Source organism: Petralouisia muris (genome assembly GCF_004793545.1).
Classification (GTDB): domain Bacteria; phylum Bacillota; class Clostridia; order Lachnospirales; family Lachnospiraceae; genus Petralouisia; species Petralouisia muris.
Genome location: NZ_SRYA01000025.1, coordinates 14,785 through 40,144, shown reverse-complemented (window position 1 = coordinate 40,144; position 25,360 = coordinate 14,785). Strand labels below are relative to the sequence as shown.

Genomic DNA, 25,360 nt, shown 5'->3' with positions numbered 1-25,360 from the left:
CTTTGGCAGATTCTTCCTTTTTCTCATAAAACCCCGGCATTTCTTCCGTAGATTCTTCTTTTTTCTCAGAAAATCCCAGTAATTCATCCATAAATTCCCAGATTTCCTCTTTCCCCTGTTTTGTCAGTGCAGAATAGGGAAACAGCGGAGTGCCGCTTTTTAAGTTCAGCCCTTCCTGAATCATCTTGATATGGTTCGGCAGCTGTCTGGAACTGATTTTATCTGATTTTGTTGCAATAATAATCGGCTCAAACCCCTGATAAACAATCCAGTCATACATCTGCCGATCGTTATCGGAGGGTTCATGGCGGATATCAATCAATAAAAAAACTGCCCTTAGCTGCCTGGAGGCATGCAGGTAATTCTCAATCATCTTCCCCCATTTTTCTTTCTCCCGGAGGGTTATTTTCGCATATCCGTATCCTGGCAGATCCACCAGATACATGCAGTTATTAATGTTGTAATAATTGATAGTCTGAGTTTTTCCCGGCTGGGCTGAGGTCCTAGCCAGAGCCTTCCGATTCATCAGTCCGTTAATCAGGGAGGATTTCCCTACGTTGGATTTCCCGGCAAAAGCCACTTCCGGCTTATCTGTATCCGGAAGCTTACTGGTAATTCCGCATACCGTCTCCAGTTCCACTGATTTAATAATCATGTTCCTCTCCTCTGTCCATTTCCTCTGCCAAGGCCACATCCAACACCTGTTCCATACTTTCCACAAACACGATTTCCAGCCCTTTTTTAATTTCCTGGGCAATCTCGCTTACATCCGGTTCATTCTTCTTCGGCACGCATATGGTCTTGATTCCTGCATTTTTGGCTGCAAGAATCTTCTCTTTCAAACCGCCGATGGGCAGCACCCGGCCCCGCAGCGTAATCTCTCCCGTCATGGCAACGTCCTTGCGGACCTTCCGCTTGGTAATGGCAGAAAGCATAGCGGTAGCCATAGTAATTCCGGCAGAAGGCCCGTCTTTGGGCACTGCTCCTTCCGGAATATGAATATGAATGTCCCATTCCTGGAAAAATTCTTTGTCAATTTGATATTTCTCACTGACAGAACGGATATAGCTGATGCCTGCCTTCGCGGATTCTTTCATCACATCTCCCAACTGGCCGGTAAGCTGGAATTCTCCCTTGCCCGGCATAATATTCACCTCAATCTGCAGGGTATCTCCGCCTACACTGGTCCAGGCCAGTCCCCGAACAATTCCAATTTCATCCGTTTCATTTATTAAATCAAAATTATATTTTTCTTTTCCAAGTAATTTTTCCAAACTGATTTCCGTTATTTTAACCATTTTTTTATTCTTCTGGTAAATTTCCCGGGCAGCTTTTCTGCATATTTCTCCGATTTTGCGCTCTAGGTTGCGGACGCCTGCTTCTCTGGTATAACCCCGGATTAGCTTTTCCAGAGCATGATTGCTGATAGACAACTGGCCTTCTTGCAGGCCGTTTTTCTCCATCTGCTTGGCAATCAGATGTTCCCTGGCAATATGAGCCTTTTCATTTTCCGTATAGCTGCTGACCTCGATAATTTCCATACGATCCAACAGCGGTCTTGGAATGGTCTGCAGGGAATTGGCTGTGGCGATAAAAAGCACTTCTGATAAATCCAAGGGCAATTCTACATAGTGATCCCGGAACTTGCTGTTCTGCTCACTGTCTAACACTTCTAACAGAGCAGAAGCCGTATCCCCTTTATAATCGCTGCTGATTTTATCAATTTCATCCAACAGCATCAAAGGATTGCGGACTCCGGCGTTTTTCAGTCCATTGGCAATCCGGCCTGGCATAGCTCCTACATAAGTTTTCCGATGTCCCCGGATTTCTGCCTCATCCCGCACGCCGCCCAGACTGATTCTCACATATTTCTTATCCAAAGCCCTGGCAACAGATTTGGCAATACTGGTTTTGCCTGTGCCGGGAGGCCCCACCAGACAAATAATAGGGCTGTCTCCCTTCTTCGTCAGATTCCGCACAGCCAGAAATTCCAGCATACGCTCTTTCACCTTTTCCATCCCGTAATGGTCTTCATCCAAAATCCGTTCTGCATCCTCCAGATTCTTATTGTCTTTGGAAGCTTTGTTCCAGGGAAGTTCCAGAATGGTTTCAATATATCCGCGAATCACCGCACTTTCTGACGAGTTCAGAGAAACATTCTTAAAACGCTCAATCTCTTTTTCCAGTTTTTCCTTTACTTCCTCATCCGCTTCCAGCTTTTCGCATTCTTCCAGATAATGGTCCGCCTCAGATACGGTGTTGTCCTCTCCCAGCTCTTCCCGGATCAGCTTCATCTGCTCACGCAGAATATATTCTTTCTGATTCTTATCAACCTTTTCTTTCACTTTGGTCTGAAACTCTGTTTTAATCTGTATAATATTAATCTCATTGAGAAGGATAATCATCAAAGTCTCATACCGTTCCTGCACGGTCCCTGCTTCCAGAATCTTCTGCTTTTCTTCAAAGCCCACCGACAGATTATTCCCGATATAATCCAGCAGCTTCTCCAGATCCGAAATCTCCACCATCTGTCTTGCAAGCTCTTTTCCATGTTTTGGATTCATCAGACAATAACGGGTAAACGTTTCCTGAATCCCCCGTATCATAGCTGCCTGAATCTCTGCCGGAAGCATCTCTTCTTCTCTTTGCAGGGGCTCCACCTCTGCAATCAGATATTCTCCCCATTCCATTTCACTCAGACGGGCGCGGGTTTCTCCCTCTACCAATACTCTGACCACATTATTCTGTAATTTAATTACCTGCTTAATAACCGCAATAATACCAATGCTGTATAAATCCTCTAATTCCGGATCTTCTTTCTCAACATTTTTCTGAGTCACCAGAAACACCGTCTGATCCTTCATCATGGCAGCCTCTACTGCATGGATCGATCTGCTTCTGCTCACGTCAAAATGTGCCACCATACCGGGGAGTATGGTCATTCCCCGTAGTGCCACTGCTGGAATATTTTTGTTCTCTTCCTTCATTTTATCTCTCCTCAGGCAGACTTGCTTTCACTGCCAAACGCAACTTCCACTGCCCGCTCATTTTCAACGGCTGCCTTTGTAATATTACAATGGGTAATTGATTCGTCTGAAGGCACACGGTACATCAAATCCATCAGCACCTTCTCCACAATCGCCCGGAGCCCTCTGGCTCCTGTTTTCCGTTTTAAAGTTTTCTCAGCAATTGCTTCTATTGCATCTTCTTCAAAAGTAAGCAATACGCCGTCCAGTTCAAACAGCGCCTCATACTGCCGGATCAGGGAATTTCTCGGCTCTTTTAAGATCCGCACCAAAGCATCCTTATCCAGTGCATCCAGGGAAACCGTCACCGGCACACGCCCTACAAACTCCGGAATCAGCCCAAACTTTACAAAATCCTGGGGTAACGCCTGCTTCAAAATAACCCCCTGATCTTTCTCTCTTTTATCTGCAATTTCCGCATTGAATCCCAGCGACTTCTGATCCATTCTGTTCTCTACAATCTTATCCAGGCCTTCAAAAGCTCCGCCGCAGATAAACAGAATATTAGTAGTGTCAATCTGAATCAATTCCTGCTGAGGATGCTTTCTCCCTCCCTGAGGCGGAACACTTGCAACTGTCCCTTCCAAAATCTTTAAAAGAGCCTGCTGTACGCCTTCTCCGGATACATCCCTGGTAATCGAGGGATTCTCAGATTTTCTGGTAATCTTATCAATTTCATCAATATAGATAATGCCTCTCTGGGCCCGTTCAATATCATATTCTGCAGCCTGAATAATCTTAAGCAGAATATTCTCCACATCTTCTCCTACGTAACCTGCCTCTGTCAGGGCTGTTGCGTCTGCAATGGCAAAAGGCACATTCAAAATACGCGCAAGTGTCTGAGCCAGCAGTGTCTTTCCGCACCCGGTAGGCCCAAGCATCAGGATATTGCTTTTCTGCAGCTCCACCCCCAGATTGGGCGGCGCTAAAATTCTCTTATAATGATTGTACACGGCAACAGAAAGAACCTTTTTGGCCTCCTCCTGCCCAATGACATATTCGTCCAGGAACGCTTTTAGCTCCACCGGTTTCAGAAGATTAATCTCTTCCACCTCTTCCTGCCGGGGCATCGGTTCCTCCTCTTCCAATAATTCTTCTTCGATAATCTCTGCACAAATATCCACGCATTCGTCACAAATATATGCGCCGTTGGGTCCTGCAATTAATTTACGAACCTGCCCGTCTGTCTTTCCGCAAAAAGAACAGCGGATTCTATCATCCAATCTTCCAGCCATTTCTTCACCCCATTATTCCATTTATTATTATACCCGTAAGCCATATGCTTCGCCAACAAAATCCCATTCTTTCAAGAATAACGGCAAAGCATTTTCCAATAAGTATACTCTCGGGTACAACATCCACATAGGGGACAGTGGCAAAAAGCGCGCTGTCCCCCTCATTCTACTTTCTGTTTGTAATTACACCATCAATCAGGCCATACTCTTTCGCTTCCTCCGCAGACATATAATTATCGCGTTCGGTATCTGCTGCGATTACTTCATATGGCTTCCCTGTATTCTCAGATAAGATTGTATTCAATCTGTGTTTCGTCTTCTGAATATTATCTGCAACAATCTGAATGTCTGTTGCCTGGCCTTTTGCTCCACCAGAGGGCTGATGAATCATAATCTCTGCATTCGGAAGGGCAAAACGCTTTCCTTTGGTTCCTCCTGCAAGCAAAAATGCTCCCATGCTTGCCGCCAATCCAATACAGATGGTCTCCACATCACATTTAATATAATTCATGGTGTCATAAATTGCAAGTCCGGCGGTTACCACCCCGCCCGGAGAGTTAATATACAAATGAATATCTTTTCCCGGATCTTCAGATTCCAGAAACAAAAGCTGCGCCACTACCAATCCGGCGGTAACTTCATTGACCTCTTCTCCCAGAAAAATAATCCTGTCCTTCAGCAGTCTGGAATAAATATCGTAAGACCGCTCACCTCTGCTGGTTTGCTCCACGACATAAGGCACTAAACTCATTCTATTTTCCTCCTTATTTTCTAAATCCCCGGATGCAGGATCAGCGGCCTTCCCAGCCATCTGCAAACCCTGCCAATGTTCCGCTTATTCTGCCTGCTCTTCTGCTTTCTCTACAATCAAATCCACTGCTTTCTGGATTGCCAGATCTTTCTTCATAGATTCTTTTTCACTGTCACCCATGTACTCTTTCAGCTTATCTGCTTCCATGCCATACATCTCTGCCATGTTGTCAATTTCTGCATTGACATCTTCTTCCGACACTTCGATATTTTCTGCCTTGGCAACTGCTTCTAACACCAGTCCGGACTGAATCCGTTTTAATGCATCCGGACGCATCTGTTCTGCCAATTTGTCTTGTGTCATTCCTGTAAACTGCATATATTGTTCAAAAGTCATGCCCTGCTGTGCGATTCTGTTTGCAAAATCATCTATCATGGTATCCACCTGGGTATCCACCATAGCATCCGGAATCTCCATCTGTGCATCTTCCACAATCTTCTGGATTGCTTCATCCTCTTTTGTGCGTTTTGCTTCATTTTCCTTACGCTCTGTCAGCTTCTTCTGAACGCTTTCCCGGTATTCTGCAAGTGTATCAAATTCTGAGACATCCTGTGCAAATTCATCATCCAGCTCCGGAAGTTCTTTTGTCTTAATTTCATTAATCTTAACCTTAAACATTGCCGGCTTGCCTGCCAGCTCCGGCGCATGATATTCTTCCGGGAATGTAACATTAACCGTCACGTCATCTCCGGTATGTTTGCCAATCAACTGTTCTTCAAAGGTATCAATAAAGGTATGGGAACCGATCACCAGAGAATGGTTCTCCCCTTTTCCTCCTTCAAATGCTGCGCCGTCTGCATAACCTTCATAATCAATGACTGCTGTATCTCCCTCTTCCACCGGACGATCCTCCACAGTAATCATTCTTGCATTGCTTTCTCTTTCTTTTTCTATCTCTGCAGTAACTTCCTCTTCTGTCACGGAACAATCCGTTTTCTTCACGGCAACGCCCAGGTATTTTCCAAGAGTCACTTCCGGCTTCACAGCAACCTCCGCAATGAAAATAAAGTTCTTCCCTTTCTCAAGCTGTTCCACATCAACAGAGGGACGTGAAACAATCTCCAGGCCGGATTCCTTTGCAGCCTTTGGATATTCTTTGGAAATAAGGTCATTTACGGCGTCATCATAAAAAATTTCCACGCCATACATTTTCTCAACCATATGTCTTGGCACCTTGCCCTTGCGGAATCCCGGAAGGCTGATTCTTCCCTTTAATTTCAAATATGCCGCCTGGATTGCCTTCTCCAGCTCTTCTGCCGGAACCTCTATGGTAAGTTTTGCCATATTCTTTTCCAAATTTTCTACCTGTACGCTCATTCCTATTATTTCCTCCTTAAATATATGTCGTAATCCTTATAATATCTTCTATATTATATCTTCTATAATGATATAGCTGATGCTTTCACTCACAGTCATTTTGAAATTATATCACACTTCTATAGAAAATACCAGAACTTTTTTTCCTTCGTCAAAACATTAATTCCTGCTGCACCACCTCAATCTGCGATACGCTCATCTCCTCAGGCTCACTCCCCCGCATATGCTCCCCCTTCAGATACTGCATTCCCTGCCGTATGCTGGCCGCCACCAGGTTCAGCACATAGATATTATCAAAACGGCTGTATATGGATTCACCGCCAAGACCTGTCAGGCAGATCAACTGGGTATTGGTTTTTTTCGCCATATCCATCAGAGGCTTCAGCAAATGGGAAGCGTTGGTCTGCGCAAAGGGGTTATCCATCAAAAGCACCTTGCCCTCGTTCCGATCCGCAAAAATGTCCGAATCGTCCTTGCGCATAAAATACAAAAGGCTTGAGAGTATGACGAAGGCAGACAAAAAGCCTTCCCCACCGGAATTTCTGGCAACCTCCGCCCAGGTGATGGGATATTCCCGCTGCTCCTCAATTTTATAAAGGCGGATCTGCACATTTCCAATTCCCACCACCGTTTCATACAGGTTCCTTGTGGTCATCTGAATTCCAAAATATTCCTGGGCATTTTCGTTTTTCTCAAATATTCCAATGCCCTTTTTCGTCAGTTCGTCGATAAAATCTTCCAGCCTGAGATGGTAGAGACTCTCGTTTTCCTCCCAGGAAGGAAGCTGAATTTTTAACATTTTCACTGGACGTTCCCGTATGGCAATGGTGGAATTATCGTCAATTTTCCCAAGATTCCTGTGAACCTCCTGCAGGTACTCCTCCAACAATTCTACTATCTTATTCTTTTCCTTTTCCACCAGGGAAATGTCCACTTCAAGTTTCTCCATCAGGCTCTGGTAAGACTGTATGGTAGTATCCAACTGCCGCTGCACCTGTTGAGCATCCCCGGACAGCTCCAGCATGGCCTCTATGGGTTTCCGGTAGAAATCTTCCTGAAACTGCTCCATCCGTACAATCTTGTTCAGCACATATACCAGCTGTTCTCTGGCTTCCCGCTGATCTCCACAGTATTTGTTATAATCACGCAGCAGCATTCCTTTAAAATTCCGAAGCCCCTGGGCGTCCATTTCTGCAAAATCTTCCTCCCACTCCACCGGCTCTCTCACCGGCAGCTCACTGTATTCCGCAAGAGCGGTCAGGCTCTCATTATAGCTGCCTAAACGGTTCTGCAGGATTTTCCCGGTTTTTTCCAGTTCTTTGCACTGAAAGTCCAGCTGATTCCTGCAGGCTTCAAAATCTTCGCTGCGGATTTCCCCCTTGGTCAGAGGGCCTTCCTGTCCGCATTCCTCTGACATACGCCTGATGCGCTCCTGCATCTGCTGCGCCAGCAGCGCCGCCTGTTTATCTTCTTCATTCCAAAGCCCTTCTTTTATCTTAAGCTTCTTCCTGCGGTCCTCCAGCTGAATTTCCTGATGCGTCTCTTCTCTGCGGCTGTAGGCGATTTTAGCCCACTGCTCCCGGGTCACATGATACTTTTCTGACAAATGAGTCAATTCCCCGCATGCCTTCTGGTAACGTCTGCCGCTTCGCTGCTTATGTTCCTCCAATGACTGGATTTCCTTAGAAACAGCGGCTGTAACTGCCCGGTATCTGGCTTCTAATTCGGAGATATCCTCTGGCAGTCCTCTTCGGATTTCTTCGGGCACTTCCTCCAGTCTGACTCCCTCGTAGCTCTGATACACGCCAAACTGTTCCTGCTGTTTTTCCTGTTCCCGTTCTAAATCAGCCTGGCGGTTAGAAAGACTCTGCTGTTTTTCCTGAAGTTTTTCCTCTTTCAGCCTGGATAATTTCCGTCTATCGGTCAAATACTGCTCTTCCTTCCGGCATTTTTCCTGCTGCCTGCGGTTTTCCTGGTATTCTTCATATGCTTTGCATAATTCTGTAAAATCCCGTTCCTTCTGTTCCAGAATCTCTATCTGTTTTTCTGTACTCCGGATTTCCTGTTCCAAACTGGAAATCTCTTCCTGCAGTTCGGAAAGTTCCTGGGAAGCCAGACGAATTTCTTTTTCCAGCTTAAGGATGTTCTCTTCCAGTTCCTGAAGCCGCCTTTGATTCTCCTGGTAATTTTCCTTATTGACCTGTTGGTTTTTCACCTGTTCCTTCCATGCAAAATAATCCTGGTACTCTTTCCTCCGGATTTCTATCATTTCCTGCTTTTTCTCTATCTGCCGCTTTTTTTCCTCTGCAAGCTGCTGCAGCTTTTCCTCATCCAGAAGATTTTCGTTAAACCGCAGGTAGAACCGGACCCCCGGAAACGCCAAAAGGTTTCCTTCTCTTTCTTTCCCCTGCTGTTCTAAGCTTTTGCGGAGCACAATGGGAATGGGAAATCCCGTTGGAATGCTGCCAAGCCGGGATAATTTTTCCGCTTCTCCCTCAGATAAAATCAGTGCATAGGGCAAAAAGGGATGGCTCCTTACCAGCTCCCGGTTCTTCTGCCTGGAATAGCCGTTCTTTTTCAGCCACTCCATTCCATAGACAATGTGGATGCCAGCTTTTTCAAATTCCGATACCAGCTCCGGGGGAATCTCCAGAATCTTGCCCTCGGTGAGCCTTTGATATTCTTTTTGCAGTTCATTTTCCTCTTTTTCCAGATTCCGGCGCAGACTCTCAATCTCCAAAAGCTTCCGGTCTGCCGTCTGGAAAATCTTTTCTTCTTCAAACAATGCAGCTTCTTCCAGTTCCAGATACTTTAAAATATCCCTGCGCTTTGCCAACTCCTGGTCATAGATTTCCTGCTGTTTTTCCTGCTGTTCTTTTGCAGCGGAGGCAAAAGCCTTTTCCTCATTCTGGCGGTACTGGCTGCGCTCCAAGCTGTTTTTCCTTTTCTTTGCCTGCTCCAGTTCCCTGTTTTGGGCGGATCGCAGCCGGATTTTTTCTTCTTTGGATTTACGGCAGACTTCCCCGAAGATTTCCAGGCTGCCCGGTTCATATTCCCCCAGAATATTTCGCAGAAGCTGTTCCTGATAGCGGGCATTGAACTGTTCCTCCGCTCTGTCATAGCTTCCAATCCTGCTTTTTAATTCTCCGGCCTGCAAAGCGTTTTTCCGCAGGGATTCCTCCAGTTCTTTTAATAACTCCTGTTCCTTTTGAATCTGTCCGGCGGTTTCCTTTCTCTGGTTCTGATTTTCCTTCAGTTCAGCCCCGGTATGTTCCAGTGCAGCTCGGTAATGGCGGCAGAGAAAAGAGCCGATGCCGTTTCGTTCCGGTTCTAAATCCTGATCTTTCTCTTTGGCTACCGCAAGCTGCTGGCAGGCCAGTTCCCATTCAGCTTTTTCCTCATCCACCGCTTCCTGCTGTCTTGCGCAGAGAAACAGATTCAGGGTATTCATTATCTTCTCCGCTTCCCGTTCCAGGCCCTCCTTTTCCAGTTCAATCATGTCCCGATTGCTAACATGGAAGTTCTTTTCTTCTTCCAGATGATAAAACTCTTTTGACAATTTCTCGTAATTCAGCCGTTTCATTTCCTGGCGGAGCTGTTCTGTCTGCTGCCGGTTCTCCTGTTCTTTGAAAGCAAACTCCTGATGCAGTGCTTTAAGTTCCTGCCGAAAGCAGGCGATCCGATTTTCCTGGTCATCCACGTTCTGCCCGCTTTCCTGATAACTTCGGTTCTTATCCCCGATGTGCTCTGCCTCTTCCTGGAACAGGCGGATTGTATCCCGCCGCTTGATCTTGGACTGGTTATCCTTGTACTGGCCTACATATTTTTCCAGGATGGACTGAAATTCCTTCATCCGGTTCCTCTCTTTGTTCAGTTTATTTTCCACCGCATCCAGAAACCATTTTTCCACTAATCCCTTTTCATCCCTGCAGTCTGCAAACAGGTCGGATAAGCCCGATTCCTTCAGATTCACCTTCTTAATAATAGTCTCCCATTCCTTATAATTAATCTGGTACTCTGCAAGCTTGTCAAAATACTGCCTGGACTGGGCATGGTTATTCATATCGAAGCTGAAAAAATTCACGGAACGATCCCTTTTATAGCCGTCAAACAGCTGGCGGCAGGCGGCAAAGCTCTTCAGAATGATTTCCCGCTTTCCCTTTTCCACCACAGGCAAACGATGAATATCCTGCAGGCAGGAGCCCTTGTATTCGCTGATAAAGTTCACCATATCCAGATTTTCCAGGCTGCCCTCTTCGCCATCCTGGCTTTTGCGCACCATCATTCCCGTCATCACATATCCTGCTCCCTGATCCAAAGCCCACTCCACCAGAATAAAAGAGGGTTTAGCGGTGGTAAAATAGCTTTCAAAGGGACGATCCTTGGCGTCTCTGTAACGCTTGTGGACGAAAGGCGCCGTCATCATCTGCACCAGCACGGATTTTCCGCCTCCGTTCCTGAGAGACAACAGCGTGCTTTCTCCATTGAAATGGAAGGTTTCATCACTGACACGGATATTGTTATTGTTGTAATTGATATTAATCAGCCGTACTGCATTGATTTTACTCATGGTTTTCCCCCAATACCTTCAGGATTCTCTGGTAATTGTTCTGGTTCAGCAAGTTCCAGTCCATAAAACTGTCTAGTTTCCTGGTGGTCTTTATCATCTCGTCTTGTTCCACATATTCAATCAGTCCCTGTTTCTGCAAAAACATCAGGATATGGTACAAAAAGCCCTCCTTAGTGGTTCTTGCCCGGGTGGATTTTTCATCGGAACGAAGGGCTTCATAGGCTTCCATCATATTGGAAAAAGCAATGCCCTTTTGCTCCTCTTCCTCCTCGGAAAGGTTCTGTACCCCCTCCTTCAGCCTTTGGGAAATGCAGTTCTGTAATTCGCCTACCCGCATATATTCCCTGGATTTACTGCTGCTTCCCTGTCCGTCAAAAAATTCCACCAAAAGGGTCAGAATCACAAACTGAGAAAGGTAATAATCTTTGTCCGTACCATTGGATTTGCACAGAACTGCCTTCAACTGGGGTTTAGAAAAGCCCAGGAAATTATTTTCCTCTTTGGGAATCAGATAAATCACATTGCCGTAACGCTCAATGTTGCACATGGCGATTTCCCCCTGGGATTTCACCAGACTTTGCACCGTTTCCCTCTCTGCATAAGCCCGGTACAGCGTTTGCTCTTCTTCCTCCTGCAGTTCATGATGCTCCAGTAAATAATAGAAAATCTCCTGGCTCTGCCGGATTTCTTCTGTCTCATACGCCATCTGTTTTCCTCCTTAAATCCTCGGTCACCCGAATCCGCACATTGGAACACCGGATGGTCTTCTTCTCTCCGCTCTCATCGGGAGCGTCTGGAAAAACAACCACCTTCCCGTCTTCTAACCGGTAGGTTTCAATCTTAACGATTCCCAGGAATTCCCGGCAGTTCTGGGTTAGATGCAGCAGCACCAGATTCAGCTGGAACTCCCCGGACTGTTCCTGAATATATTCACTCTGTTCTTTCCTCAGAGCCGGAATATCTATCTCTTTATTCCGTATCAGTTCCACCATAATTTCTTTAAATATTTCCACATTGGGAATCAACACTTTCAAATCCTCTTCTGACGCCTGCTCTGAGATTTCCTCCAGGGAAATCTCTCCCGGCTTCGACGCCTGCCGCAGAAGCCAGGCAATACTTTGCTCATAACGCCTTAACTTCTCCCGGCGGATCACTTCCTGCTCCCGTTCCCACTCTCCTGCGTCAAAATCCAGCATTTCTCCGGAATCTGTCTCAGCCTTTGTGCGCAGGGGCTTTTGCAGCTGAAAGGCTCTGTTCAGATTATAGATTTTATCTATTTCCTGACAAAACAGGGGCCGCAGAAAATATTCCAGCCGCTCAAGAGCCTCCGGCTGCTCCAAAACTCTGTCATACAGCTGCGCACGCATAGGAAACCGCTGGATAAAGGACATCTGGGACAAAGCCTCCAGCTCCTTGGCGTATAATGATTTTAAATCAAAATGGCTGTTTAAAATCTTCTGGTGCTCATCTATGGTCCGGTTTAAATACTGTTCAATCTCTTTCAGATGATTCAGCTTCTCTTCCTCTTTCTCAGTGAGCCTTCGCACGTTGATGTTGGATTCCTCCAGTTCTTTTGCCCGGCTCTTTACCAGTTCCCGGTAATTCTGAAATTTCTGTTTGGTGTCGCTGATGGTTTCTAAGTTTTCATTTAAAATTTCCTGATAATCCCTGACCGAATAATTCAGTGCATTCCGGCGGATTTTCCCCATGGCCTCCTGAATTTTCTGAAGCTGGATGCGCAGAAGATTAAACACATTCTTGATTTCATCCACCGCTTTGTCGTAGCTCTGCTTCTCCAAATGCATCTGAAAAATCATTTCGTGGATGGTCAGCTTCATATTATTTTCAATTTCCAGCGTGGATAACAGAAGATTATAACCGTCATCGGTAAGATAATAAGAAGTGCGTTTCACATCCTGCTGGCTATACACAATCCGGTTGGCCACGTAACTGATATTAATCTGCTGGTAAGATTTCTGTTCAAAATTGAACCCGGAAAAATACATCACCTTTCCTTCGTTGGAAAGGATAACATTTACAATAAAATCCCCCAGTGCGCGGCAATCCTCAAAGGTCATGTTTTTCTGGAAATACTGCATATTGACAGTGTCAATATAGGCGCCGATATCATCCATCGTACAGTGTTCTTCCTTCAAAGACTGCTCCATAATATACAAAAGCACTGCAAAAATCATATTAAACTGCTCGTCCATAGTCTGAAATTCGTATTTTTTCCAGGTGGCTTTCTGGAGGCTGTTTTGAACCAGAACGGCATATAAGCCAACGTTTTTCATCCGTCTGGGGAAATGCTTTAAAAATTCGTACTGCATGTGTGCTCCTCTATGTATTAGGTACTTTCCTGTAATTTTTTCGCCGCAGCGAAATGATCTGAACTGTCACTTAAAATCCTTTCGATTTAAAATCTCCTGGGGAATATACTTGCCCCGCTCCAGAATTTCTCTCATCCGCGCCACCGTATCTTCCGAAAAATACGCAAAAAAATCACCTTTCAGATTCTGGTTCTGGCGCTCTTTCGTATCCGGCAGGGCAGCCGTCTTTGCCGCTTTCTCCAGCATTTTCTCATAAGCCGCCGGAAAGGGAACCGGTCTTTTGCAAATCCTGCGCTGTCCGGCAAGACTCTCATAAATCCCAATTCCCTCATAATCCAAATCACCGAAATAATAGATTTTATTTCCTTCTGCTTGCATATAAGGCTCTGCAGAAAATTCAAAATCTTGAAAGGATTTGACAATCCGTTTTCCGCCGCCGTAAATCAGCGTTCCGATTTTCTCGCCCAGCACCCAGGAATTTCCTTCCAGCAGAAACCTTCGCATACTGAAAAAAGTGTCTTTATTTTCCAGAATCAGCATATTCTGAGGGGTTTCCCTGGTGTGCGTGTAGTAAGCAAAAGGCTCCGCCGTCTCGTACAGATTCAAAAAATCCGGCTCGATTCTGCACCGTTTCAGGATTTTCCTGCCCTGTTCCCTGGCAAGAAATTTCTCACGGCCGAAGATTTCAAAGCTGCGTTCATTGCAGGATTCAGGCTGTTCCAACAAGAAGCGGTTCTCTTTCAGATAACGGTTCAGCATCAGAACCCATGGCCTGTCTGCCTGGTAAGCCTGCAGATGAGAGAGATAATACTCAATGGAAATCAGCGGCTCCAAATGATATTTTAATTCTTCTTCCAGCTCCTGATAAGAAGAAACCTGTTCTTCGACCTGCCAGTAAGCAAGAAATAAGGCAGGCTTTTTTCCGTTTGTCCCTGCCTTTTTCACCGGCTTCAGCCTGCCCTGTTCCAGCAAATCCATAATTCGGGCGTACTGCTGCTGATAGGAATCCGCAGGATGCCGCCTGAACAGTTCTTCCAGGGAAATCCGTTTCATGGACGTTCCTTCGGCTGCATAAACTGCTGTCCGAACATATTCAAATACTCCTGTGCCTTTTGCAGGGAGATATTCAATTTACTTTGCAGTTTCTCTATAATATCATGTTCCGAAAGGCCGAATTCAAACCCTGTCCACATACCAGCCCCTCCTTCCTTCTCTAACGCATGAAAATCTTTTTTATAATTGGCCGCTCCTGCCACCGTCATAATGACAGATTTATCCACATTATTGACATGATGCAGTTTCTGCCCTAAGTATACTATCAAAGCAGAGAGATTTCAAGGGGAATTGCCTGCCGCCTAAACAGCAATCCCCATCCCCCTGCAAATTGCCGCCACTGCCGGAATTGCCGCCACTGACAGCAAAGTCGTCAGCGCCACGCCCCTGGAGGCCAGCTCGCTGTCACAGTCATACTGCTTCGCAAGCATGGCCGTCAGACTTCCCACAGGGGTTGCCAGCATCACCAAACAGACTCCCAACAAAATGGGGTTTTCCACAAACCGGGAAAGAACCCACATGCCGCCCACGGGAACAGCCAGCAGCTTCACTGCCGAAAATACCAAAAGCCGCACATCCATTGCCATATCTTTTATAGACATCTGCCCAAAGGAAGCGCCTATTACCATCATGCTCAAAGGAGCAGTCAGGTCTGCAAACATCTCAAACGCCTGGGAGAGCACAGCCGGCAGGCTGATATTTCCAAAATACAGAATCAATGCCCCAACGGCTGACAATACGCCTACATTCCCGATTTGCTTTAAACTGTCTGAAATCTTAGCCTGTCCGAAACTTCCCTGAGAATTGCGATTCAGGCACAGAATCCCATAGGTATAAATCAGTACATTATAAATCAGCACAAACAATGCTGCATAAAGCAAGGATTCTTTCCCGTACAGTGCAGATAAAATAGGAAAACCCATAAATCCGATATTGGAAAATACTGTCATTACCCGATACACTCCATATTGGGACTTGTCCGCTCTCAATGCCATTGGAAGAACTGCTGCAAGGGCAATTAAACATCCGAACATGCAGACGGCAATCAGAATGGTAACTGCCAGTTCCTCCGGCTGTATCCGGCTGTCCCCGGACACGCTGGACAAAATCATAGAAGGATTGGCAATGTTTACCACAATCCAGGATATTTTTTTACAGGCATCCTCATCCAGAATCTTTTTCTGCTCCGCAAAAAATCCGGCCACCATAATCAAAAACAACACCAGCATTTGTTGTAGAATCAACATATTTTCCTCCTATCTTTCCCCTTCCAGCGGTGCATGAAAACTGATATTCCGGGCTGTTTCCAACTTCTCAAACTGTATCACATAGCAGCCCTTTTCCTTTTTCACTTCTAATATTTTCCCCAGGCCGAATGCCTTATGCCTTACCTGATCCCCCGGCGAAAATCCTGCCGCCGACAGATTCAGTTTCCGTTCACTGGCAGAAATATAATGCCTCGCATTCGTTGCAAGGCCAGGCTCCAGTTCCCTGACATAATTAAGATATTCCCGCCCGATATTAAATATAAATCTGGAAGGAAAACGAAAGGAACCATCATAATTCATTCCCTCCGCATCACTTAAAAAAAGCCCAATTCCGGCCCTGGTATAAGCCACATAAGCAAGCCTGCGCTCTTCCTCCAGCCCCTCTTCTGTGTCCACGCGCTTTCCTGGAAAAATTCCTTCATTCAGCCCGCACACAAATACATAGGGAAATTCCAGGCCCTTTGCAGTATGAACCGTCATCATTTTCACACTGTCTTTCCGTTCTTTCTTATCCATATTCGAAAACAGCGCAATCCGCTGCAGATAATCTTCCAGAAGAGTTTCCTCCCCTGTTTCTTTTTCATAATTGTAAACAGACTGCTTCAGTTCCGCCAGATTATCCAGCCGTTCCTCTTCCCCGCTTTGGCGAAGCATGCTTTCATAGCCGCTGTCATTCAATATCCCTGTCAGCAAGTCTGTAATCTTCAATTCTTTATAGATTCCCCGATATTTCTCAATTAAATCCACAAATTCACTTGCCTTGCTTCTGGCAATCAAATCCTGCTGTAAATTTTCCTTCAGCGCATCGTACAAAGAACAGCCCTTCGCCCCGGCGTATTCTTTCAGCAGATCCAACCGCTTATTTCCGATATTTCTTCTTGGCACATTTACCACACGCAAAAAAGACATGTCATCCCCGGCAGCAACCATCCGCAGGTAACTTAAAATATCCTTCACTTCCCTGCGCCTGTAAAACTCTATGCCGCTGTAGAGCACATAGGGAATCTGCTGTTTTACAAAAATTTCTTCCAGGCTTCTGGACACAAAATGCGCCCGGTAGAGAATGGCAATATCTGAAAATCCCGCTCCCTCTTCCCGCAGTTCTTTTATTTTCCCGGCAATCCATTCCGCCTCTTCCTTTACCGTCCGGGCATGGTTGTATAACGCCTTCCTCCCTGCCTGACGGATTGGTTTTAAACTTTTCTCCACCCGCAGCCGGTTCTTGGCAATCAGAGAATTGGATACATCTAAAATCTCCGGGGAAGAACGATAATTTCTGTCCATCACAATGGTCTGCGTATCCGGGTGATGTTTATCAAAGTTCAGAATATAATGCACGTCTGCGCCCCGCCAGGAATAGATGGTCTGATCCGGGTCTCCTACAATAAAAAGATTCTTGTGGTATCCGCTTAAAAGATCCGCCAGCTCGTACTGGGCCGCGCTGACATCCTGAAACTCATCTACCATAATATATTCCAGTTTTTCCTGCCACTTATGCCTCTTTTCCTCAAAATTTTTCAGGATATAAAGAGCAGAGAGAATCAGGTCATCATAATCCAGCCCAAACACTTTCCTTTGCTCATACAAATACCCATAAAAAATCTGTTCTCGAGGATTAGGAGAATTCAGGTATTTTTCCCGCAGCTTTTCCAAATCCATTTCCAAAAACCAGGACAGATAATCTTCCCGGTGCTTCCGGAAGCTTATCATATCCTTTGCCATAGTAAGGGTATAAGCCCTGGAATCAATTTTATTTTCCTGATAGACATTTTTCAAAACAGTATCCGCATCCTCCGAATCCAGTATCATAAAGTGCTCAGGATACTGCATGGTATGAATATCCTCTCTCAGCAGCCGGACGCAGAATCCGTGAAAGGTGGCCACCAGCCCTGTGTCGCTGTCTCCTATCATAGAGCGAATCCTTGTTTTCATCTCATTGGCAGCTTTATTGGTAAAAGTCACGCACAGAATATTGGCCGTGGATATTCCAAGTTCCTGCACCAGATAGGCATAACGGTGGGCCAGCGCTTTGGTTTTGCCGCTTCCCGCTCCTGCAATCACCCGGACATATCCTTCCGTGCAGGCGACGGCTGCCCGCTGCTCTTCATTTAGCTGCTGTAAAATATCAAATTCCATTTACTTCACAAACTCCTCTATTCTGCAGGTATGCTTCCTGGTGCCTTTGTCATAATTAATGCCCACCAAAAGCAGATTTCCATGATACTCTGACAAACTGCTGCAATACTCTTTTCTTTTGATATGAGCCAGGGCGCCCTCTGCCGTTTGATTCCATTTCAGTTCCACCACCAGCGCAGGCTTATCCGGAAATTTTCTTCTGGGCAGAAATACCAGATCCGCAAACCCTTTTCCCCCGGGAAATTCCCGATGTATATGATAAAAATTCCACGCCGCATAAAGGGCAAGGGAAATGGTATAGCGCAAAGCATTTTCATCATTATGTTTGTTGTCAAAATCATATCCCAGATATCCAAGATGAATCAGCAAGGTCAGCACATCATCCTTCAACCCTTCAAAATTCATGTCAATATACATCCGCAAAGCCTCAAAGGTTTCCAGCCCTGCAAAAAGTTCCTTTGAATCACAGCCCCTGCTGTAATAAGCCGTCAGCATATTTGCGGCCATAGACTTGCCGAAACGGCGGGGACGGCTGATACAAAGATACTGCTGATCCGTATTTAACTTTTTATTGGTAAATTGAAGTAAACCTGTCTTATCCACATATACTTTGGAATGAACAGATTTAAATAATTTTTCATTTCCTGAATTCAAATAAATTCCCATATCTTTTCCTTTCTCACCTAGCTAAGAAATGACAATGAAAGCTGAATCCTTGCATCATTTGCATATCTGCTGCGGTATTCCTCCATAATTCTGTCTTTTGCGCCCGGCTCGCCGCAGGACTCCTTCACTTCCCCCAAAGCCGCAACGAAGGCCGCGCATTCCCCTTAAGTATGTTTCTTTGTCAAACTGTACCGCACCCATGGAATTTTTGCACATTCTGCTTAAGCCCACCGGAAGGCTCTCTCCCTTATACAGATACAAAAACAGCAAGGAGTAATACGTTTTGCTGCTTTTATAACTCCCTGGCCTGTTATCCTCCAGATCGCCTGAGCCTGCCAGCATTATTCCAATCCACACTTTTATCTGAAAAAGAAAGTAAGCGTTCCAGAAACTCCTCCCTTTTGCACTCTGGAACGCTGCGTGCGTAATCATGCAGAAATGCCGCCAGATTCTCCGGCGGCATACTCTCTGCTATTTTATCTGTCTTTCTGATAAATTCTGTAAAGTTCATTATCCGGCCTTCGCCTTTCTCCACTGATGGAATTCCATTCTGTATCGAAACTGATTTCTGCCCGTTTCACCGTTCTTACCACAGTTTATCACAAAAGACTCTGTCCGTAAAGGAACTTTGTGTAAGAAAAACTATGTATCATGATACTACACCTGCAAGGGCTATATATCAGAAGCCGCTGATTCAAAAGACAAAAATTCGGCCGGAATGCAAACAAATCTGCATGCATTCCAGCCGAATATTCTTTATCCCAATTTCTTCACCAGAGCAATCACCCTTCCCGCACAGGCGCGGATCGCTTCTTCCGAAAGCTCTCCCCGTTCATAGGCCTGCCGGATATTTGCATCATCCTCTGGGTTTCCCGGCATAATAATATCATTTCCGGCAGCAGCGCATTTCCAGGGAACGCTCCCGTCCTCTGGAACCGTCGTGTTCCAGTCCGACATCACCACTCCTTCAAATCCCCATTCTTCCCGCAGCGCCTTTGTACAAATATCACCCAAATTCGCTGCATAGACTCCATTGATTCGATTATAGGAAGACATTACGGCAAGGGGCGCGCTTTCCTTCACCGCTATCTCAAATCCACGGAGATATATTTCCCTTAAGGCTCGCTGGGAAACACATGCGCTTACCCCCATCCGGTTATCCTCCTGGTTATTGCAGGCAAAATGCTTCACCGTAACGCCGCATTTTCCGTCCGCCTGCACACTGGAAACTACAGCCGCCGCCATCTTCCCTGACAGGAACGGATCTTCGGAATAGTATTCAAAATTCCGGCCGCACAGAGGATTCCGTTGAATATTCATCCCGGGCGCAAGCCACAGATCCACATAAAATTCTTCCATTTCCACGGCGATTGCCCTGCCGAACATCTTCATCAAATCAGTATCCCAGGTCTGGGCCAGCGCCGTTCCCACCGGAAATGCGGTGCAGTACTGATAATAAGTGTCTGCGTCCTCATGCCATTCCATTTCCTCCAGAAAACCATTTTCCAAAGAGCCAAGGACGCCCACTCCATACACGGAATCCGAACTCCTGTCCACCTGGTAACTCTGGCGCAGGCGCAGCCCCGCCGGACCGTCCGCCATAATCAGGGAACGTATGCCATACTTATGCTCTAACGCCTCCGTAGTCTCTCCTGCTGAGCCCGGCACCCGGATTCCCGCCGAACCAAGAGTGCTGGCGCCTTTTGTAATATTTCCATACAAAAGAGGAATCAATTCCGAAACAGGCAGCTCCTCTGCCAGATTGCCGGCTGTTCCATTTTCTTTTGGAACCCTGGACGCTCTGTCCGGCCCTGTCTGCGGCCGGAAAAGAAATTCCGGCACATTCTGCTCTTTTACCGTCTGCATCCACTGTTTCGCCTTCTCCTTTGCCTCTTTGGGTTCGGCAAATTCCTCAAATTGCGTCTGCTTGGGACATATCGCTTCCGTCCGCTCCAGCACAACAGTCTCCTGCACAGTAAGGACAGCAGCCGGCTGGAGAGATTCTGCATGCTTTCCAATCCACAGTCCATAAGAGCCCTCTTCGATCATCCATGCCTGTGTCTCTTCCGAGAATCCTGCCAGCTGCTTCTGATCGATTGCAATGGTAAGCTGCTGTATTTCTCCCGGCTGCAGCAGTCCGGTTTTGGCAAACCCAGCCAGACGGCAGTATTCTCTCCCCAGAAGACGGAACATACCAAACGGCGGCTCCTCTTCCCCGGATTCCTTTTGGGGCAGCGTCACATAGAGCTGCACTACCTCCCTGCCAGCGCAGGTTTCCCCGATATTTTTTACAGTAACTGTAACCTCTGCTCCCGTCTCCGTTACCTCTAATCTGTCAAAACCAACGGTAAATTCCGTATAAGAAAGTCCATAACCGAAGGGAAACAGCGGCTGCACTCCAAAGCTTCCAAAATACCGGTATCCCACATAAACGCCCTCCCGGTATTCCTCTGTCTCCAGATTCCCGTTCAAGGCTCCAAAGGCTTCCGCAGAAGGGTAATCCTCATAACGCTTTGCCCAAGTGGAAGTAAGCCTTCCCCCAGGCGCTGATGCGCCAAACAGAACATCCGCCGCCGCATGTCCGCCCTCCTGCCCTGGCAGAGAAATATGCAAAATCCCTTTGATATTCTCCGCATCCTGCAGGATATCCGTCAGTTCCACCGGCGCGCCCACATTCAGAATAAGCACAATGGGAATCTTCTGGCGGTTCAAAAACAGAAGATCCTCCCGCTCCCGTTTGCTTAAATAATAATCTCCCTCTTCTCTGCTGCGGTCTTTGCCCTCGCCGGAAATGCGGCTGATAACATACAAAACCGCAGACGCCCCTTTCACATCCTCTTCCGTAATAGCTGGACCTTCTGGCAGAGAAAAAGGATTCATCGCATAGGCGTCAAAGGGATTTTCCATCTTCCCGGCGTCCGCAAGAACCTTTTCCTTCCAGGCGTTCCTAGCCCTTTCATAACATTCCTCATAACCGGACAGCCAGTTTTCACTGGTAATGGAAACTCCTGCCTTTTTCACTCCCTGGTAAATGGAAATGCTTTCCCGGTTGTTGACATCTCCGGAGCCTGTTCCGCCCTTCACCGTCTTAACTGCGCCACCGCCAAACAAAGCTATGGGCGCAGACGCCGAAAGGGGAAGAATCCCTTCATTTTTCAGAAGGACCATCCCTTCCGCCGCCAGTTCCCTGGCCAGCCTGGCGTGCCGAAGTTCCCGTTGAGAAGGATTTTTCTCCAATGTGCCGCTGTGATCCTGTTTGAATACTGCCATAATTTCCTCCATCTATTCCTTGACGCCCCCAAGGGTCACGCCTGCAATAATATATTTAGACAGGAACAGGTATACCAGGATAATAGGCACAATTGCCACCAGAATCATCATGTATATTTTCCCCATGTCAAAATTCATGTAATCCGCCCCGCGGAGGGTTGCAATTAAAATTGGCACTGTCATCTTATCCTTTGACTGAATCACCAGAGCAGGAACAAAATAATTATTCCAGGAGCCCACAAAGGTAAAGATTGCCTGCACCGCAATGGCCGGCTTCATGATCGGGATTACGATCTGGTTAAAGGTCCTGAATTCCCCGGAACCGTCAATTCTCGCCGCTTCCACCAATGACAGCGGAAGGGAGGACTGCAGGTAGCTGTGCATAAAATAAAAGACAGCCGGAGACGCAATAGAGGGAATAATCAGCGGAAGCAGGGAGTCATACATTCCCATATTGGTAATCAACCGCAGGAATCCCATTGCCGTCACCTGGGTAGGCATTACAAGGATAGCCATAATAAATGTAAATGCTGCTTTCTTTAATTTAAAATTATACGCATACAAACCATACGCTGTCAATGCCGAAAAATAAGTGCAGATAGCCGCTGAGCAGCCGGAGACAATTAAGCTGTTTAAAATTCCCCGAATCATGGGAAATGTTCCGTCATTTGCAACATTTTTCAGGTTTTCCAGAAAATAATTTCCCGGCAGCGCCGAAAACCCTTTCTGCAAATCTGCATGCGACCTTGTGGCGTTGATAAACAGGATATAGAAGAAAAACAGGCACATAAACGACAGGAAAATCAGTACAATATGTGCAATAATACTTCTGGGATGGTTCTGTCCTTTTGTTTTCATACGCTTATCCCCTCCTTTGTTTCTTTGCTTTTTTCGCTGCCGCCTTTGAACCGTCCGGATCGTCATTGTTTGTCATCCGATAGACCACAAAACATAAAATACCGCTGACCACAAACAGATACACAGACAACGCTCCTGACATACCATAATTCTTGCTCTTTAAATGGCTGTTTAAGAACATAATCAGCGTCATAGAGGTACGGTCCGGCGTCCCCTGCCCGTTGGTCAGAATCTGCGGCACATCAAACATCTGCAAACCGCCGATAATGGAAGTAATCAGCGTATAAGCCAGAATTGGCCTTATCTGGGGAAGCGTGATATAGAAGAACCGCTGTACGCTGTTGCAGCCGTCCAAATCAGCCGCCTCGAAAATGTCCGGGCTGATTCCCATAATGGCAGCCATCAGCATAATCGTGGAATTTCCAAACCACATCAGGAAATTCATAAGCCCTACCAGAGACCGGGTTCCCGCCACAGATCCCAGGAAATCAATGGGATGGCTGATCCACCCCAAAGACGATAAAATGGAGTTGATGGGCCCATTGGTGGAAAACATGGTGAAAAACAGCATTGCAAATGCAGAAGCCATAATCAGGTTGGGCAGATAAATCACCACTTTAAAAAACTGGGTTCCATGAATTTTCAGCCGGGCGTCCACAAACCACTCCGCAAGAAGCAGCGCAATTACAATCTGAGGAATAAACCCAATAATCCACAGAATCATAGTATTTCCTGCATATTTCAGCATATCCGACCCCAGCAGGCTGATATAATTTTCCAAACCGACAAAATTCGGTCCCACCTCTTTAATCCCTGAACGGTAATACTCATAAAAGCTGTATCGTATGGTGTCTAACAGCGGAATAAAAGAAAATATGAAAAAACTGACAAAAAATGGAAGGATAAACAGATATCCCCATTTCGAATAATCTATCTTTTTATGCTTCGTTTCCATAAACTGCCGTCCCCTTTCTCTGTATTGCGCTGCCGCATTGACGCCCGTGAGCAAATGATTTGACAAATAACTATGCTCTTGGGTATAACATGCGGCAGCGCCCATGTCTGCACCTCATCCAAAATCGCGCTCTGGGTTCTGGCCAAAGCCTTTTACCGGATAAAGGGCAAAATTTTTATGTAAAGCATCCCGTGCTTTATTCCGGCCACTGAATCTCAGTAATATCTGGATAGCGCTCCCGAACTGCCGTCTCAAAGTTGGATTTTGCTTTTTCAAAATCAACCTGTCCCTGCAGATAATCATTGAAGGAGTTCTGGATTAATTCCACACATCCCTGATCATACGCAGAAAGAGGCGCGATCACAATATTTTCTGCCACTGGCGCAAAATATTTAAATGCATTCTGGCCGCCCAGGAACTCAGAGGAAAATCCTTTATCATCTTTTGCCGCCTGCTGCATGCCAGTCTGGGTGTTGGTAAAGTCTGCATACTCCTTGGAAATCTTTAACAGGTTCTCCTGATCTGCAGTTACCGCAAGAATAATGTCTTTCACATGTTTCGGATTATCTGTTCCGGTGCATGCATGAACATAGGAGCCGCCCCAGTTATATTCCTGAGGAGGATTGGTAACCGCCCATGCGCCGTCCCCGCCGTCCCAGTTGGGTTTCAAAGTAAAGTCGATGCCCCATGCCGGGAACAGGAACGCAAATACCTTGGAGGATGAACTCATGGCCTTGTTCCAGTCATCGTTCCACTGGCCCTTTACGTTTTTATCCAGATAACCTGCATCCAGCCATTCCTTGGAATCTTCAACCCAGTCCATAATCTTCTGGTCTACCTTAATTACCGTTTCTCCAGGGCTGACCCAGGACTGGGCAATGCTGTTGCCATAAAGCCGGAAGGTATCTGCATAAGAGGAAAATGTAAAATATCCCTTAGCTTTCAATTCTTCCGCCGTTGCCTTCATAGTATCCCAATCCTTCACCTTTTTTCCCACTTCTTCCGGATCATCTGTGCCGAATACATCCTTGGCAATATCCCTGCGGTATACTAAAAGTCCCGGGCAGCACTGCCAGGTAGAACCCCTCTGAACGCCGTTTGCGTCGGAAGCCGTCACCTTGGTAAAGCTGTACTGGTCTGCCAGATCCTTCTCCGGATCAATCCCCAAATCCGTAAGGGGCATACTGCGTCTGCTTCTGCATCTGTGTACTTATTCACATAATCTGTTTCTGAGAGAAAGATATCAACTTTATCATCCGCTGCCGCATCCGCCTGGTTCATTAAAGCTTCATCCAGCTTCTGCTGGTATACGCCGTCCTGATTGGGGTTGATGGTCCAATGGATTTCCGTCCCGTCATTCAAGGTAGTCACGGTTCCGTCCTTGGAGGTTTCCTTTACCTCCGGATAAACTGCCTCCACACGCTGACGGAATTCTTCATTCCAGCTATAGATATTAATTACCTTGCCTTCTTCAGAATCGCCTTCCGCAGGTGTGCCGACCTCTTTGTTGTCAGAATCTGTCTTGGATGACGTTCCGCAGCCTGCCAGCGCGCCTGCCGTCAAAGCTGCAGCCAAAAGAATACTAACTGCTCTCTTTTTCATTGGATAAATCCTCCTTTTTCCCGTGGGGCGTCTGCCTCACATTTATGTTGTGGCAAAATTATATCGCATATTTTCCGGCGGATATATTATGGATTTTAACAAAATATCAAATTCATGACGCTTTTTCCAAACAGCCGCCACCTGACGCCGGGAAGCTTTCCGGGATTAATTTTAGGTCATGATTCTGATATTTTTCTCATAGATCTGATTTTCTACAAAGGAAATTTCTTATATGATAATTCTGCTATATTAGAAAATTAATG

At 46.2% G+C, this 25,360-nt stretch carries 16 protein-coding genes and 2 pseudogenes; all 18 read right to left on the bottom strand.

The features are described from left to right. Nucleotides 1-55: 55 nt before the first annotated feature. Nucleotides 56-655, bottom strand: a pseudogene (gene yihA, locus E5329_RS13435) (ribosome biogenesis GTP-binding protein YihA/YsxC); the annotation flags it as partial. Then, nucleotides 645-2,987 (bottom strand): endopeptidase La, encoded by a 2,343-nt coding sequence (lon, locus tag E5329_RS13430; protein ID WP_135990035.1) that lies wholly within the window; start codon nucleotides 2,985-2,987, stop codon nucleotides 645-647. The gene lon and the pseudogene yihA, both read right to left, overlap by 11 nt. A gap of 11 nt (nucleotides 2,988-2,998) precedes the next feature. Next, nucleotides 2,999-4,261, bottom strand: a complete 1,263-nt coding sequence (gene clpX, locus E5329_RS13425; protein ID WP_135990034.1) for an ATP-dependent Clp protease ATP-binding subunit ClpX — start codon at nucleotides 4,259-4,261, stop codon at nucleotides 2,999-3,001. Between the two features lie 166 nt (nucleotides 4,262-4,427). Beyond that, entirely contained in the window at nucleotides 4,428-5,072 is a 645-nt protein-coding gene (gene clpP / locus E5329_RS13420; protein ID WP_135990033.1) for an ATP-dependent Clp endopeptidase proteolytic subunit ClpP, read from the bottom strand. 24 nt (nucleotides 5,073-5,096) lie between these two features. Beyond that, nucleotides 5,097-6,389, bottom strand: a complete 1,293-nt coding sequence (gene tig, locus E5329_RS13415; RefSeq protein WP_135990032.1) for a trigger factor — start codon at nucleotides 6,387-6,389, stop codon at nucleotides 5,097-5,099. Between the two features lie 151 nt (nucleotides 6,390-6,540). Continuing rightward, entirely contained in the window at nucleotides 6,541-10,959 is a 4,419-nt protein-coding gene (locus tag E5329_RS13410) for a coiled-coil domain-containing protein (protein WP_135990031.1), read from the bottom strand. Further along, a complete protein-coding gene (locus tag E5329_RS13405; RefSeq protein WP_135990030.1) occupies nucleotides 10,952-11,665 on the bottom strand; it encodes a DUF6063 family protein in 714 nt (237 codons plus the stop codon). Before E5329_RS13405 ends, E5329_RS13410 begins: the two co-directional genes overlap by 8 nt. Further along, entirely contained in the window at nucleotides 11,655-13,289 is a 1,635-nt protein-coding gene (locus E5329_RS13400) for a hypothetical protein (protein ID WP_135990029.1), read from the bottom strand. The genes E5329_RS13405 and E5329_RS13400 overlap by 11 nt, the downstream gene beginning before the upstream one ends. Nucleotides 13,290-13,355: 66 nt before the next feature. Then, on the bottom strand, nucleotides 13,356-14,342 hold the full coding sequence (locus tag E5329_RS13395) for a Wadjet anti-phage system protein JetD domain-containing protein (RefSeq protein ID WP_135990028.1): 987 nt from the start codon (nucleotides 14,340-14,342) through the stop codon (nucleotides 13,356-13,358). Further along, nucleotides 14,339-14,611, bottom strand: coding sequence for a hypothetical protein (locus E5329_RS13390; RefSeq protein ID WP_135990027.1), 273 nt, complete (start codon nucleotides 14,609-14,611; stop codon nucleotides 14,339-14,341). The genes E5329_RS13395 and E5329_RS13390 overlap by 4 nt, the downstream gene beginning before the upstream one ends. A 33-nt stretch (nucleotides 14,612-14,644) precedes the next feature. Beyond that, nucleotides 14,645-15,589 carry an AEC family transporter gene (locus E5329_RS13385; RefSeq protein ID WP_135990026.1) on the bottom strand — a complete coding sequence of 315 codons (945 nt, stop codon included), beginning with the start codon at nucleotides 15,587-15,589 and terminating at the stop codon, nucleotides 14,645-14,647. A 9-nt stretch (nucleotides 15,590-15,598) separates the two neighbouring features. Further along, on the bottom strand, nucleotides 15,599-17,746 hold the full coding sequence (locus tag E5329_RS13380) for an ATP-dependent helicase (protein WP_135990025.1): 2,148 nt from the start codon (nucleotides 17,744-17,746) through the stop codon (nucleotides 15,599-15,601). Then, nucleotides 17,747-18,412, bottom strand: coding sequence for an AAA family ATPase (locus E5329_RS13375; protein WP_135990024.1), 666 nt, complete (start codon nucleotides 18,410-18,412; stop codon nucleotides 17,747-17,749). A gap of 310 nt (nucleotides 18,413-18,722) precedes the next feature. Then, nucleotides 18,723-18,923: a hypothetical protein gene (locus E5329_RS13370; RefSeq protein WP_135990023.1), complete on the bottom strand. Its 201-nt coding sequence runs from the start codon at nucleotides 18,921-18,923 to the stop codon at nucleotides 18,723-18,725. A 245-nt stretch (nucleotides 18,924-19,168) separates the two neighbouring features. Further along, nucleotides 19,169-21,682: a glycoside hydrolase family 3 protein gene (locus tag E5329_RS13365; protein WP_135990022.1), complete on the bottom strand. Its 2,514-nt coding sequence runs from the start codon at nucleotides 21,680-21,682 to the stop codon at nucleotides 19,169-19,171. A 12-nt stretch (nucleotides 21,683-21,694) separates the two neighbouring features. Next, a complete protein-coding gene (locus tag E5329_RS13360; RefSeq protein WP_135990021.1) occupies nucleotides 21,695-22,540 on the bottom strand; it encodes a carbohydrate ABC transporter permease in 846 nt (281 codons plus the stop codon). A gap of 4 nt (nucleotides 22,541-22,544) precedes the next feature. Continuing rightward, the gene (locus E5329_RS13355) at nucleotides 22,545-23,495 is read right to left on the bottom strand and encodes a carbohydrate ABC transporter permease (protein WP_135990060.1); all 951 of its coding nucleotides are present in this window, start codon (nucleotides 23,493-23,495) and stop codon (nucleotides 22,545-22,547) included. A 196-nt stretch (nucleotides 23,496-23,691) separates the two neighbouring features. Beyond that, nucleotides 23,692-25,097 (bottom strand): annotated as a pseudogene (locus E5329_RS13350) (carbohydrate ABC transporter substrate-binding protein). Between the last annotated feature and the right edge of the window lie 263 nt (nucleotides 25,098-25,360).